The 13,139-nt window shown below is 60.9% G+C and carries 12 protein-coding genes and 1 tRNA gene; 5 read left to right on the top strand and 8 right to left on the bottom strand.

Annotated features, from left to right (window positions below; genetic code table 11):
• Positions 1-81: 81 nt before the first annotated feature.
• The 3 genes from ACX93L_RS13240 to dapA form a co-directional block, all read right to left on the bottom strand.
• Positions 82-498, bottom strand: a complete 417-nt coding sequence (locus tag ACX93L_RS13240) for a DUF3830 family protein (RefSeq protein WP_459405258.1) — start codon at positions 496-498, stop codon at positions 82-84.
• A 4-nt stretch (positions 499-502) separates the two neighbouring features.
• On the bottom strand, positions 503-982 hold the full coding sequence (gene smpB / locus ACX93L_RS13235; protein WP_459405257.1) for an SsrA-binding protein SmpB: 480 nt from the start codon (positions 980-982) through the stop codon (positions 503-505).
• Positions 983-1,124: 142 nt separating this feature from the next.
• On the bottom strand, positions 1,125-2,009 hold the full coding sequence (dapA, locus tag ACX93L_RS13230) for a 4-hydroxy-tetrahydrodipicolinate synthase (protein ID WP_459405256.1): 885 nt from the start codon (positions 2,007-2,009) through the stop codon (positions 1,125-1,127).
• A 221-nt stretch (positions 2,010-2,230) separates the two neighbouring features.
• Between dapA and ACX93L_RS13225 the strand changes: the two genes are divergently transcribed.
• Positions 2,231-4,300: a lytic transglycosylase domain-containing protein gene (locus tag ACX93L_RS13225; protein WP_459405255.1), complete on the top strand. Its 2,070-nt coding sequence runs from the start codon at positions 2,231-2,233 to the stop codon at positions 4,298-4,300.
• A gap of 62 nt (positions 4,301-4,362) precedes the next feature.
• Positions 4,363-5,250: an alpha/beta fold hydrolase gene (locus ACX93L_RS13220; RefSeq protein ID WP_459405254.1), complete on the top strand. Its 888-nt coding sequence runs from the start codon at positions 4,363-4,365 to the stop codon at positions 5,248-5,250.
• A gap of 148 nt (positions 5,251-5,398) precedes the next feature.
• Here ACX93L_RS13220 and ACX93L_RS13215 read toward each other — a convergent pair whose 3' ends face one another.
• Positions 5,399-6,385, bottom strand: coding sequence for a porin (locus ACX93L_RS13215; RefSeq protein ID WP_459405253.1), 987 nt, complete (start codon positions 6,383-6,385; stop codon positions 5,399-5,401).
• Positions 6,386-6,607: 222 nt separating this feature from the next.
• Positions 6,608-6,698 (bottom strand) — tRNA-Ser (locus ACX93L_RS13210).
• A gap of 643 nt (positions 6,699-7,341) precedes the next feature.
• Here ACX93L_RS13210 and ACX93L_RS13205 point away from each other — a divergent pair.
• Together ACX93L_RS13205 and ACX93L_RS13200 are read left to right on the top strand one after the other, a co-directional pair.
• Positions 7,342-8,337 carry a porin gene (locus tag ACX93L_RS13205; RefSeq protein WP_459405252.1) on the top strand — a complete coding sequence of 332 codons (996 nt, stop codon included), beginning with the start codon at positions 7,342-7,344 and terminating at the stop codon, positions 8,335-8,337.
• Positions 8,338-8,638: 301 nt separating this feature from the next.
• Complete coding sequence (locus ACX93L_RS13200) at positions 8,639-9,550, top strand: tyrosine-type recombinase/integrase (protein WP_459405386.1); 912 nt, start codon at positions 8,639-8,641, stop codon at positions 9,548-9,550.
• Between the two features lie 226 nt (positions 9,551-9,776).
• On the opposite strand, the gene ACX93L_RS13195 is transcribed toward ACX93L_RS13200, so the two are convergent.
• Both ACX93L_RS13195 and ACX93L_RS13190 read right to left on the bottom strand, forming a co-directional pair.
• Positions 9,777-10,994 (bottom strand): NAD(P)/FAD-dependent oxidoreductase, encoded by a 1,218-nt coding sequence (locus ACX93L_RS13195; RefSeq protein WP_459405251.1) that lies wholly within the window; start codon positions 10,992-10,994, stop codon positions 9,777-9,779.
• Between the two features lie 178 nt (positions 10,995-11,172).
• Entirely contained in the window at positions 11,173-11,613 is a 441-nt protein-coding gene (locus ACX93L_RS13190; protein ID WP_459405250.1) for a glyoxalase superfamily protein, read from the bottom strand.
• Positions 11,614-11,935: 322 nt separating this feature from the next.
• On the opposite strand from ACX93L_RS13190, the gene ACX93L_RS13185 reads away from it, so the two are divergent.
• Complete coding sequence (locus ACX93L_RS13185) at positions 11,936-12,283, top strand: hypothetical protein (protein WP_169589279.1); 348 nt, start codon at positions 11,936-11,938, stop codon at positions 12,281-12,283.
• Between the two features lie 88 nt (positions 12,284-12,371).
• On the opposite strand, the gene ACX93L_RS13180 is transcribed toward ACX93L_RS13185, so the two are convergent.
• Positions 12,372-12,824 (bottom strand): baeRF12 domain-containing protein, encoded by a 453-nt coding sequence (locus ACX93L_RS13180; protein WP_459405249.1) that lies wholly within the window; start codon positions 12,822-12,824, stop codon positions 12,372-12,374.
• Positions 12,825-13,139: the final 315 nt, after the last annotated feature.

Genomic DNA, 13,139 nt, shown 5'->3' with positions numbered 1-13,139 from the left:
CGCCGAACCCGGCGCGGTCGGCCCAGGTCGGCCGCGCTGACACTTGGCAAAAGTGCAAACTTTGCCAAGTGCGTGAACCGCCTAAAGCGCCTCAAAGCTGATGGGCTGGGCGCCCTGCCAGAGCACCATTTTGCCCATGGCTTCGAGATTGTCCCGTCCCTCGACGATCGTCAAAAAATGATTGCCCGCAAGCGCGCCCATCTTGCTGGCGAAATGCGAGCTGCCATAGGCAAAGAGAAGCTCCGTCTCGCTGTAGCCGCCGGGGTAAAGCAGGATATCGCCGCGCGACGGATGGCAGGTGTGGTTCTCGAAGCCCGCGCCGAACTGAAAATCCCCGAGCGGAACCCAGACAGCCTCGCCGCTCCAGCGGGAATGGATCGTCTGGTTGCTGAACGGCAGGAAGGTCTTGAAGATCCGGCAGGTCTCGGGCGCCTTTTCGCTTTCGAAACGGGCCGTGAACTGGAACGGGCCGACGGTTACCTTCAGCATGTCGCCCATGCGCTCAACCGCCGGTCTTCAGAAGACGGGTCTTCTGGCGGTTCCAATCGCGCTCCTTCTCCGTCTCGCGCTTGTCGTGAAGCTTCTTGCCCTTGGCGAGCGCCAGTTCGAGCTTGGCCCTGCCCTTCTCGTTGAAATAGATCTTCAGCGGAACGAGCGTCATGCCTTCGCGATTGATGGCAGCGCGCAGCCGGCTGATCTCGCGCTTGTTGAGCAGCAGCTTGCGACGGCGGCGCGGTTCGTGGTTGAAGCGGTTGGCCTGGAGATATTCCGGCAGATGGGAATTGATCAGCCAGATCTCGTCACCCTCGTCGGAGGCGTAGGATTCGGCGATGTTAGCCTTGCCTTCACGCAACGACTTCACCTCGGTGCCGGTCAACTGAAGACCGGCCTCATAGGTGTCGATGATCTCGTAGTTGAAGCGCGCCTTGCGGTTTTCCGCGACGATCTTGTTGACGGTGCGCTGGCTGCCTCTGGGGGCCATGGGTGACATTCCGTTCCGCCCGACATGCTTGTTCTTGCCGGTCGGCGGGCATCCGTCCGGCTCTTGTCGCTCTTATGTAGTATAGCAACCGCCGGAAGGGAAGAAGCCGGGGCAAGGCCGCTGCCGACCCCGGCAATCAGATTTAGCCGATCAGGCCGGCATGCTTGAGCGCCGCGTCGATCGCAGCTTCGGTCGAGGCTTCGAGCGTCGGCAGCAGCGGCAGGCGCACCGTGCGGCTCATGCGGCCAAGCTTCGACAGGGCGTATTTCACGCCGCAAAGGCCGGGCTCCATGAAAATCGCCTTGTGCAGCGGCATCAGACGATCCTGGTATTCGAGCGCCTTCTTGTAATCGCCGGCGAGCGTTGCCGCCTGGAACTCGGCACAGAGCTTCGGTGCCGCGTTGGCCGTGACCGAGATGCAGCCGAGACCACCATGCGCGTTGAAGCCGAGCGCGGTCGCATCCTCGCCCGAGAGCTGGATGAAATCCTTGCCACAGGTGATGCGCTGGTCGGACACGCGTTCCAGCTTGCCGGTCGCGTCCTTGACGCCGACAATATTCTTGTAAGCCTTCGCCAACGACCCCATGGTCTCCGGCGTCATGTCGACGACCGAGCGGCCCGGGATGTTGTAGATGAAGATCGGCAGCTTCACGGCTTCGGCGATCGCCGCATAGTGGGCGAAGAGGCCCTTCTGCGTCGGCTTGTTGTAATAGGGCGTGACGACGAGCAACGCATCGGCACCGACCTTTTCGGCGTGCTGGGCGAGTTCGATCGCTTCCTTGGTGTTGTTCGAGCCGGCGCCGGCGATCACCGGAACGCGTTTGGCAGCGACCTCGATGCAGAGTTCCACGACCCGTTTGTGCTCGTCATGGGAAAGCGTCGGCGATTCACCCGTGGTGCCGACCGGCACAAGGCCCGTCGAACCCTCGGTGATCTGCCATTCCACATGGGCTGCAAAGGCTTTCTCGTCCACTGCACCGGCTTCGGTGAAGGGCGTGACGAGTGCGGGAATCGATCCCTGGAACATGCAACAAAACTCCTCAAGGCCGGCATCCACGCTTCGGCCGTATTCCTTGGTTACAACGCGCGCACATTACTTTGCCGACAGGAGCGCGACAAGCCGACAGGCCGGGCTTTTATGTCAGTTTTCGGCCGCATCAAAGGCCGTATTTTTGCCTTCCGGGTAAGATTTCGTTAATCTGGCCGGTGACTAATGGAGCATATGCGCATTCTCCGGCGGGTAACCCAATGAGAAGATCGGATATTCTGGCAACTGTCTTCGGTGCCATGGTCGCCGCCGGCTTCGGCGTGGCCGGCGATGCGGTGTGCAACACCGGCGTGCCTATCCCCTCGCCGAAACCCGCACTCCCCTCCGCTGCGACGGCGTCGCCACCCTCGCTGGAGGTCACGGGGGCCATTCCGCGCACGGCCAGGATGAATGTCGCCAATCCGCTGCTGAAGACCGGGCTCGACGCCCTGTCAAACAAGGACGGGGCGCGGGCAATCGCCATTCGCAACCAGCTTCCGGAGGGCCTCGACCGGCACATGCTGACATGGTCGATCGCCATGTCCGGGCTTGCCGACATCCCATCCTCAGAGATTGCCAACGCGCAACACGAGTTGAAGGGCTGGCCGGGGCTTTCAGCCTTCCGCGCCAATTCGGAACGGGCACTCTATCGCGAGAACCCCGCGCCCGCCGACGTGCTGTCGGCCTTCGGCACGACGTTGCCGGAAACCGCGGAAGGCGGCATCATCCTCGCGCGTGCCTATCTCGCAACCGGCGACAAGGCGAATGCGGCCAAGGTGCTCCGCAAGTTCTGGCATGGCGAGGCCCTCGACACGGCGCTTGAGGGCCGCATTCTCAAGGAATTTTCCGGCATTCTCGGCGCCAGCGACCACAAGGCGCGGATGGACTATCTGCTCTATCGCGGCCGCACTACCCAGGCAAAGCGCTTTTCGACGCTCGGAGAGGCGCAGTCTCTTTATAATGCCTGGACGGCCGTGCTGGCGAAATCTCCCAAGGCCGGCGCATTGCTGAAGGCGGTGGATCCGCGCTGGCACAATGACCCGGCCTATCTCTTCGCCCGCATCGAACTGTTGCGCCGGCAGGACAAGTATGAGGACGCGGCAAAACTTCTTGCAAGCGCGCCGCGCGATCCGGCAAAGCTCATCAACACCGGCGAGTGGTGGAACGAACAGCGCATCGTGGCGCGTGGCCTTGCCGACGACGGCAAGTTCAAGGCGGCCTACCAGCTGGCGGCACGCCACACCGCGACGGACGCCGTCGATGTGGCGGACGCGGAATTCCACGCCGGATGGTATGCGCTGCGCGGCCTCAAGGACGGGGAGACGGCGGCGGCGCATTTCCGCAAAATCCTGCAGGTCTCCGACCGGCCGCTTTCCGCCTCACGGGCCTGGTACTGGCTCGGCCGGTCGTCCGAACTGACCGGAGACGGGAAATCCACGGAATATTTCGCCAAGGCAGCACGCTTCCCGAGCACGTTCTACGGTCAACTCGCCCAGGCCCGGATCAAGGGCGAGAGGCTTGCCATCCCCTATCCCCAGCCGACAGCGGAAGAGCGGGAGCGTTTCGCCACACGCGAAGCCGTCCAGGCAATCGCCCGCTATGAGGCCGCGGGGCATGGCTGGCGCGGCGACAGCCTCTACCGGGCCCTTGCCCAGCAACTCGACAATCCCGGTGAACTGGCGCTCCTCACGGCAAAAGCCGAGAACAACGGCAATCATCAGCTTTCGCTGCGGATCGGCAAGACGGCCTATGCGCGCGGCATCAACGTGCCGGCGCTGGCCTTCCCGATCGGCGTCATCCCGGCAGGCGCCAACATTGCGGGCTCCGGCAAGGCGCTCGCCTATGCGATCGCGCGACAGGAAAGTGCGTTCAACCCGGCCGCGGTCTCACCCGCCGATGCGCGCGGGCTCCTGCAGTTGATGCCCGGCACCGCCAAGAATGTCGCGGTTCGTCATGGGCTTGCCTATTCGAAGGAAAAGCTCACCAGCGATGCCGGCTACAATGCCACGCTCGGCGCGCACTATCTCGGCGAGCAGATCGACGCCTTCGGTGGTTCCTATATCCTGACTTTCATCGCCTATAATGCCGGGCCGAAACGCGCGCCGGAATGGATCGCGCGTTACGGCGATCCCCGCGGCAAGCCGATCGACGAGGTGGTGGACTGGATCGAGCGCATCCCCTTCCCCGAGACCCGCAATTATGTGCAGCGGGTCATGGAAAACTACCAGATCTACAAGAGCCGGCTCGGCCAGAAGGCCGACATCGTCCACGACCTGCGCTACGGACGCTGAACCGCCTTTGGCGGATCGTCCAAACTGGGCTACATCTTGATCGGCCATCGCAGGAGGATCGGATGACGGCGAGTTACGACCAGGGTTTTGTCGAGAACAGGGTTGCTACAGCAGACGGTCTCACTCTCTATGCCCGCATCTACGGCGCCGACCGTGGCGGTCTCCCCGTGGTCTGCCTGCCTGGCCTCACGCGAAACTCGCGCGATTTCCATCAACTCGCGGTTCTCCTATCCAGCAGCGCCACCAAGCCGCGCCGTGTGATCACCATCGATTCACGCGGGCGCGGCCGTTCCGACTGGGACGAGGACAAGAGCCGCTACACACTGCCGATCGAGGCCGGCGACGTCATTAGTGTCCTCGACGTAATCGGGATCGATCGCGCGGGCTTCATCGGGACCTCGCGCGGCGGGCTGATCCTGCATTTTCTTGCCGCGAGCCACAGGGACCGGATTGCCGGCGCCGTGCTCAACGACATCGGCCCGGTCATCGAGCTTGAGGGATTGCGGCAGATCCAGGCCTATCTTGGCCGAGACCGGCGCCCTGATGACGTCTCGGAGGCCACGACGATCCTGAAAGAGATCCACGGTCCTTCCTTTCCGGCGCTCGGCGAGGACGACTGGCGGGACATGGCGGATGCGATCTATCGCGAGAGGGACGGACGGATCGCAGCGGACTTCGATCCGGCCATCGCCGAACAGGTAAAGGCACTGGACCTCAGCCAGCCGGTGCCGGATCTGTGGCCGCTTTTCGAGACGCTGAAGCAGGTTCCACTGATGACCATCCGCGGCGCGACTTCGCAGCTTCTGTCGGCCGAAACGCTCGATGAGATGATGCAGCGGGCACCGGACATGGAGGCATTGACCGTCCCGGGTCAGGGTCACGCCCCGATCCTGCATGTGGGCGATATTCCGCCCCATATTGCCGGCTTCCTCGATCGCCAGCTGAAATAGCCGAAGCGTTCGGCCCAACGAGGCTCTTTTCTCCGAGGCTCCAGAACGACGGATGCCGATCTGCGGTAATCGCCGTTTCCAACAATGGCCCAAACGGAAAAAGCCCGGCTTTGCAGCCGGGCTTTCCCTATAAGATCCGGAGATCCTATTAGAACGAACGGGTCAGGCGAACGTAGCCAGACCAGGTGCCGTCATCGTTAGCAGCGTCGCTGTCGAGGTACATGACGTCAGCCGAAGCCTTGAGGCCTTCTGCGAGCTGGTACTCGACGAGAACGTCGGCAGCCCAAGCGTCCAGGTCGTTAACGAAGTTGACGTCGCCGTAGTACAGAGCCTGACCGGTCAGGGTCAGCTTTTCGGTGGCCTTGAAGGAGTAAGCTGCGCCAACGCCCCATTCAGCCGTGTCAACGCCAGCACCGTCGAAGTGGGTGTAAGCGTTGTCACCCGACGAGTAAGCGCCCATCAGGTAAGCGGTGCCCTGGCCGAGTTCGGCAGCAACAACGCCAGCGATGGCGATTTCTTCAGCTTCGATGTCGTAAGCAGCCCAAGCCGTTGCGGTGACAGCACCGAACGAAGCGGAGGCGGTTGCTTCGATACCGACCTGGTTTTCCGGGTAGAACTCGGTCAGGTCGTCAACGCCGAGACCAACGGTGAAGGCGTCAGACGAGTAGGTGTACGAAGCGGTGTTGAAGCGGGTGTCCGTGTAGAACAGATCCGATTCACCCGGGCCGTCGAAGTCGTCGATGAAGGTGGCAGCGTGACCAACCTTGAAGCCGCCGACGGTGATGTAGGCCTGGCGAGCGTAGAAGCTCTCTTCCGCATCATCAGACTGAAACTGAATGAAGGAGCCGATGGTACCGAGTTCGGAGTCGTTCTTGGCAGCAACGGTCAGACGGGTGCGAACTTCAGAAGCGTAATCTTCGTCGCTTTCGAAGTAAACCGACGCACGAACTTCGCCGCCGATCTTGAGGCAGGTTTCGGTGCCCGGGATGTAGAAGTAGCCGGTGCCGAAAGCGTCGCAAACGCGAACGTATTCCATCGGCTCGGGTTCAGCTGCAACGATAGCGTCGGCAGCCTGTGCGCCGGAAACCACTGCGAGAGCAGCGGCGGAGCCGAGAAGAAGGCTCTTGATGTTCATATTGACCTCCAGTCAAGTTGAACTGAGGATCGTCAATCGTCCTTGAACTAATCACGTCATTTCAATGTCGTAGTGAGAGCGTCCGCCAAAAAGACAGCGTGAGAAAAATCAAGTCGGTGATCTTTTGAGCGCGCAGCGCTGTCTCTGGATAGAGGCATACGAGGTCCAAGCGCAGGAGCTGCGTCGGCACAACGAACAAATGAACTGGATCTTTCAGGGGAGTGGCGGAGAGGAAGGGATTCGAACCCTCGATACGCTTTTGACGTATACTCCCTTAGCAGGGGAGCGCCTTCGACCACTCGGCCACCTCTCCGGTCCGGCCTGATTATTTGCTTGGCCGACCGAATGCAAGGGCTTTTCGGCGGCCGATGTAATTTCCGTGACAGGATTCTGCCCACCAACTCCCTCCTATATATAAGGAGCAAGTTCCAAGCCTGGCTGTCAGCCACCTCGCCGGGCCCGACGTGACGGAATCGCGTCGAATCGTGGCCACCGATTCCGCAGATTCGCTCAGCGACCGGGCCAAAGCGCATCTCAAACGCTCAAACCACCAGCCAACCCAGACGATTGTTTTGTCTCTTCGCTGACGCCATGCGGGTGAAAATTGGCCTGGAATGTGTTCCAAATCAGGAATCGCAGCTTGGATCATGGCTTCGCGATTCCCGGAAACAGGCTGCTAAGTCCCTTTTTCGTAAGGCCTTTCTTAACAATAGGTAAACGGAAGGGGCGGTCCAGTGGCCGCTTTGTGTCCTTTCAGCAACAGAGCCATGGGAAGGGCTACGGCTTTCCTCCCTTTCGACCGTTTGGTGATTGCATGACGGACCGCGTCTTGTATTTTCAACCTCGGAAGCGAGGCGGTGGATCGTCCGTCTTCTGAAACCGACGGGGATGGGGCAGGGAATGCTGTCCTTCAGCCAAAGAACCCAGACCCATACGAAACTTGACTGGAGGTCAATATGAACATCAAGAGCCTTCTTCTCGGCTCCGCCGCTGCTCTCGCAGTGGTTTCCGGCGCACAGGCTGCCGACGCTATCGTTGCAGCTGAACCCGAGCCGATGGAATACGTTCGCGTTTGCGACGCTTTCGGCACCGGCTACTTCTACATCCCGGGCACCGAAACCTGCCTCAAGATCGGCGGTTATGTTCGCGCTCAGATCGACATCGAACACGACGCTGTAGAAGACGAATACGTCTGGGACGCATGGACCCGTGGTCGCGTCGAAGTTTCGGCCAAGAACGACTCCGAACTCGGCACCATCGGCTCCTTCATCGCTTTCCAGGCTGAAGGTAACGAAGACAACGCTGTTGGCTCCGACTTCTACCTCGACGAAGCTTACATCACCGTCGGTGGCTTCAAGGTCGGTTACCTCTACAACTACTGGGATACCGGTCTGGCTGGCGAAGTCGACAACCTCGGCTCGAACCTCCTGAACTCGGCTGGTTACGAGTACAGCTCCGACGCCTTCAAGGTCGGCCTGTTCATCGACGAGCTGAACGACTCGGCCGGCGAACTGAACGACGGCGTTGGTGTTGAAGCTCTCGTTTCCGGCACCTTCGGCCCGGTCACGGCTGCTCTTCTCGGCTCCTACGACTTCGCAAGCGAAGAAGGCGCTGCTCGCCTGATCGTCGAAGCTGAAGTTGGCCCGGGCACCCTCGGCATCGCCGGCATCTACTCGAGCGGCCTCAACAGCTACTACGACGACGCTCAGTGGACCGTTGCCGCTTCGTACGCTGCCAAGCTGACCGACAAGCTGACCCTGACCCCCGGCGCCCAGTACTACTGGGATGTTGACCACGTTGACGGCGTCGACGCTTGGGAAGTCGGCCTGACCCTCGACTACGCTCTGGCTGAAGGCCTCGCTCTGAAGGCTGACGTCCAGTACGGCGACTCGGAAGAAGTCGGCGTCGACGGCGAGTGGGACGCATTCGTCCGCCTGCAGCGCTCGTTCTAATCCGACCCAAATCGGATGAACGGGAGGTCCGGCCTTCGGGTCGGACCTCTTGCCAGGTTGGCTAAACCGCTGATCTGGCAAGAGAATGAAACACTACGAAGTGCATTCGAGCGCTGGGAACATCCTAATAGGAGTGTTGCCGGCTTGCATCTGTTTATTCTGAATGATGCATTTTACGACGCTGCGCACCTTTATGCTCTATATTTTTTATAATCCATAACTAGTTTGGAGTGCGACGGGACGGACAGGCCGGCCCGATCGATATCGAGGCATACGCGTGAACCAGATTGTAGCGGATACGATGCAGACCTTCGGCGCAAACGCCGACGTCCCGCTTTATTCGGTTCACTACCAGTACAATTCGGGAAACAAGTTCACCGAGGTACGGGAAACATCGCTTCGACAGCTTTTCGAGAAATATGGTGACATTCTCTGGCTCAACGGCAGCCACAAATACAACGTCACCAATTTCATCGGCGAGCTGCACGACCTCCTGGATATTCCGAGCTTCTCCACCTTTTCCCAGGAGATGCTCGACGAATTGATTGGCAAATTGCGCAAGCGCGGTAACAGCAACGCCACCATCAACCGAAAGATGGCGGCCTTAAGCAAACTGCTGCGAAAGGCGTACAAGATGGGAGACGTGTTCAGCTTACCGGAATTCAAACGGCAAAAGGAAAAGGCCGGGCGAATCCGTTTTCTCGACAAGGATGAGGAAAACGCGCTTTTCAGCGAGATGCGCGCGCATTCCGACCTCTATTATCGCTACTGCCTGTTCCTCGTGGACACCGGCGCACGCCTCAGCGAAGGCATCGACATGCGCTGGGGCGACATCAGCGCACATAGGGTCACCTTCTGGGTCACCAAGTCGGGCCGCAGCCGCTCGGTGCCGCTGACGCAGCGGGCTGCAGCTGCAATCGCGGCCTCCGACCGCCGCTATCCGGGTCCCTTTACCGAGATCGACCAGCAGCGTTTCCGCCAGGCCTGGCACATTGCAAAGGAATCGATCGGGCTTGGCGACGACAAGGATGTCGTTCCGCACGTGCTTCGCCATACCTGCGCCTCGCGCCTCGTCCAGGGCGGCATCGATATCCGCCGCGTGCAGATGTGGCTCGGGCACCAGACGCTTTCGATGACCATGCGTTACGCGCATCTTGCCTCACACGATCTCGATATGTGCGTCCCCGTACTGGAGCGCGCTTCCGCTCGCTGATGCCGCCTTTTTTTGAGCTGCACTTGTTAGCGCTAACACTTTCGTGATCGATCCGTGATGACGCGTGATCGACCTGATTTCGGGAGGGGTCGGGACCAGCCGACAAAGGAAAAGGCCACCGCTTCGGCCGAAGCGGTGGCCTTTTCTATCGATGGACTAACGGTAGTTCCCGTTCATTCCGAGCGTGACATCGGTCGAAAGGTAGCAAACCGGCTCGGAGCTGCGCTTATGCCAAAAGCGCCTTCAGGTCCGACCCCGGGTCGGCGATCACGTTCCGCGGCGCGTTTCGGCCGAGTTCCAGAAGCTTCTTTCCGGTGACATAGGCCTTTGCGTCATTGATGGCATCGACGGCGATGAACTCGCCCTTGCTGTAATACCAGATGGAAAGGCTGTTTTCCCGACCGCCTGGACGCAGGATCGTTTCGTCATAACCGAGGTTAAAGCCGGCAATCTGCAGCTTCACGTCATACTGGTCGGACCAGAACCACGGCTTCGGACGGTAAGGCTGGTCGCCGCCGGCCATCACGGCGGCGGCCGCTTCCGCCTGGTCAACGGCGTTCTGCACCGATTCCAGCCGGATCCTCTGTCCCTTCCATTCGAATACGGCGCAATCCCCCATGGCGAAGATCGCCGGATCGGAGGTGCGGGCCATCGCATCGACGAGAATTCCGTTCGCCGTCTCTATCCCGGCACGGGCGGCAATCCCGTCATTCGCAACAACGCCTATGCCGGCGATCACGATGTCGACGTCCATCCGCGTTCCGTCGGAGAGTTCGGCGGCGACGACACGACCATTCTCACCGATCAGCGCGGCAAGCCCGGTCTTCTCCCGGATGACGACGCCGTGCGCGCTGTGGATTTCGCGCATGGCATCCGCCGTCTCCTTCGCCGCGACGCGGGCAAGAATGCGGTCCGCCATTTCGATGACGGTGACTTCCAGGCCGAGATGGCGCGCAACGGCTGCCGCCTCCAGCCCGATATAGCCGCCGCCGACGATCAGCAGCCTGCGCCCCGGCGTCATTTCCGTGGCGAGACGATCGGCATCGGCCTTGTTCCGCACCGTGTAGACACCGTCAAGTGCACCACCGATTGCATCCGGCAGGCAGCGTGGCGTCGCACCTGTAGCGATCGTCAAGGTCTCGTAGCCGAGCCGGCTGCCGTCGAAGAGTACAACCTCTTTCGCGGCACGGTCGATCTCCTCGACCGGCGTCGAAAGACGGATCTCGACACTGTTGTCGGCGTACCAGGCTTCCGGGCGGAACAGCAGGCGGTCGAAACTCATCTCGCCGAGCAGGTATTTTTTCGAGAGCGGCGGGCGCTGATAAGGAAGGCAGTCCTCGGCGCCGAGAATGGTGATCGGCCTCATGTCCTTGAGGCCCCGCAGTTTCGCAGCCAGCGCAAAGGCCGCCTGCCCTGCACCGATGATGACCAGTCTGCCTGCCACGTGACGCTCCGATTATCGATCTGGGAAACCGCGCTTCAAGCCGGATGGGCCGCGCGAAAAGATTGGCCCAAGGGGTAGCGCGCCTGCCCCTGCCCGTCAAGCAATCGTACCGGCGATTGCAGGGCCGCCCAGGGCCCGCCCCTCCCCGCTGAAAGGAGGGCCGGGCCGCAGGCCGGGCTCAAAGGTCGAGGACCAGATGAGGCCGACCGTTGGAGGTATGGCGGGGCGAAACGCCCTTGCCGTCGATGGTGGCGTTCACGCGCTGGCGAAAGGCGGAGAAGCTGTCGAACGTCACGACATCGACCGGTTCGTCGAAGTGAAGCGTAATGTCGTAGTAGCTGCTCTGCGACAGCCGCGTCAGGGAAAGCACCCTGCCCTGGAACCGCTGGCCGAGATACTCGCCGGTCACGACCGCGCCGACCGCGACAGGCGCGATTTCGGCATTGTCGCTTCGGGCGGCCAGCGCCGAAAGCGTGTTCCAGTCGCGCACGCCGTGGCTCTTCGCAACGAGTTCAAGTGCAGCGCTGTGGGTGACAGGTGTCCCGTTTCCGGCCATAGCGTCACGCAGACGCCGGGCCTGGGATTTCAGTTCATCAATAGTCAATGTGGCCATGGACATGGCAAACCTCTTCTCTCGTGGCATGCAAGCATATCGAAGGGGGCCCGCATTGCCCTTACCGCGCATGCGCAGACAAGGGTTTCATTCCATGTTTCAAGAGGACTTCACCAAGGGGATACCCCCGCGGGCGGCCGGCGCCTCAACCGAAGGCACATATGGAAAGACAGGCCCGTTCTGTCAAGGCCGGTCATCTCGCGCGGTCGAACGGTTGCGTCCGCGACCGATCCGCGCGGATCGCTCAAGATTTATCGGCGACGTTCAGGAAGCGTCAGGGAAGTTGCGCTAAATTGGGACCCTAAAAAACAAATTTGGGGAGGGTGTCATGCCCTTGCAGGTTCTACCGGACGTCAAACAGAACATACCGCAGGATCAGATCTACGAGAAGTTCACGATCGACCGGCCCGGCAAGATCATCTTCGTCGGCCATCATCTCAGCACGAAGAACAACCTGCGCTGCCTTATCCGCACCATTTCCCTCTACGGCGCGGAAGTCGAGGTCAGCCCGCATGTTCCGGTGCCGGCGAACTTCTTCCTCGAGATTCTCGGTATCCGGGACGAGATCGGCTGCACCCTGATCCGCCGCGAAGCTGAACGGGTGACGGTCGGTTTCAACATGCTGATCGATCCGGAGTTCCTGCACCACGTCGTCAGGCTCTCCTTCGAACTCTGACACGGATCATCGCAATCACGCGTTTGAAGAGGCCTCCGGCATAACGCCGGGGGCCTTTTCTCGTCAGCCGGAGCGGCAACCGCCCCGTTCAGTGAAGTGCCGCCAGATGCTTCTCGATTTCGGGGACCGTCAACTTGACCAGATCCTTGTCCACCTCGGCATGGATCACGCCATCGGGCAACGAGGCCAATTCGGCCCTGAGGATGCCGAGAGCCTTCGGCGGGGCGACCAGCATCATCGACTTGATCTCATGGGCATTCACCATCTGGGTCACCTTGTCGGCCACGCCCTTCAGGAAATCCGCCTCCGCCTGGACATGCCAGTCGGTGTCTTCCATGGCGCTGCGGCCGGTGCCCTGCGACTGGTGCACGCGTCCGGGGCGGTCGGAACCGATGTCACGGCTCGCTTCGTCGGGCTGGGACATATGATCGACGACCGCCAGATTGACGAGATCGGCATCGCCTTCGTTACGCAGGAACAGTGCCTTGGCGCCGTCGCTCAAGATTACCCAGGATTTGCGACCGATATCGAAGCGAGTCATGTCTTTTCTCCTTTTGGTCCGGAGCTCCCAGCTCCATTTTTAATTCTAGGCCTGCCCGTGAACCTATTCAAGAAGACAAGCCGGGTGGCGCCTGCCGGGGTATGCGGCAGAAGGCAGCACGCCGGCCCACAGCTCGCTGCACCGCCGCGCAATAGCGCCTGGGATCCCGCCGGCGTCACCGCCGCATTCCGCCCGTGCGCCGCCCTACACGGAGCGACAGCCGGGTCCGGACGCGCGCCGTTTTCGCCTTTTCTCTGGAAAAGCGCCGCTGCCTAAAAGTTTAACGGCCGCATTGACCTGAATAAAAGGGTTTTG

It is taken from the genome of Rhizobium sp. CAU 1783, assembly GCF_054551725.1.
This window is presented reverse-complemented; position numbering and strand designations above follow the sequence as displayed.

Coding starts and splice junctions, on each gene's coding strand:
- dapA (WP_459405256.1), bottom strand. CDS start 2,009: ATGTTCCAGGGATCGATTCCCGCACTCGTCACGCCCTTCACCGAAGCC.
- ACX93L_RS13185 (WP_169589279.1), top strand. CDS start 11,936: ATGCCCTTGCAGGTTCTACCGGACGTCAAACAGAACATACCGCAGGAT.
- ACX93L_RS13205 (WP_459405252.1), top strand. CDS start 7,342: ATGAACATCAAGAGCCTTCTTCTCGGCTCCGCCGCTGCTCTCGCAGTG.
- ACX93L_RS13225 (WP_459405255.1), top strand. CDS start 2,231: ATGAGAAGATCGGATATTCTGGCAACTGTCTTCGGTGCCATGGTCGCC.
- ACX93L_RS13220 (WP_459405254.1), top strand. CDS start 4,363: ATGACGGCGAGTTACGACCAGGGTTTTGTCGAGAACAGGGTTGCTACA.
- ACX93L_RS13240 (WP_459405258.1), bottom strand. CDS start 498: ATGGGCGACATGCTGAAGGTAACCGTCGGCCCGTTCCAGTTCACGGCC.
- ACX93L_RS13180 (WP_459405249.1), bottom strand. CDS start 12,824: ATGACTCGCTTCGATATCGGTCGCAAATCCTGGGTAATCTTGAGCGAC.
- ACX93L_RS13200 (WP_459405386.1), top strand. CDS start 8,639: ATGCAGACCTTCGGCGCAAACGCCGACGTCCCGCTTTATTCGGTTCAC.
- ACX93L_RS13190 (WP_459405250.1), bottom strand. CDS start 11,613: ATGTCCATGGCCACATTGACTATTGATGAACTGAAATCCCAGGCCCGG.
- smpB (WP_459405257.1), bottom strand. CDS start 982: ATGGCCCCCAGAGGCAGCCAGCGCACCGTCAACAAGATCGTCGCGGAA.
- ACX93L_RS13215 (WP_459405253.1), bottom strand. CDS start 6,385: ATGAACATCAAGAGCCTTCTTCTCGGCTCCGCCGCTGCTCTCGCAGTG.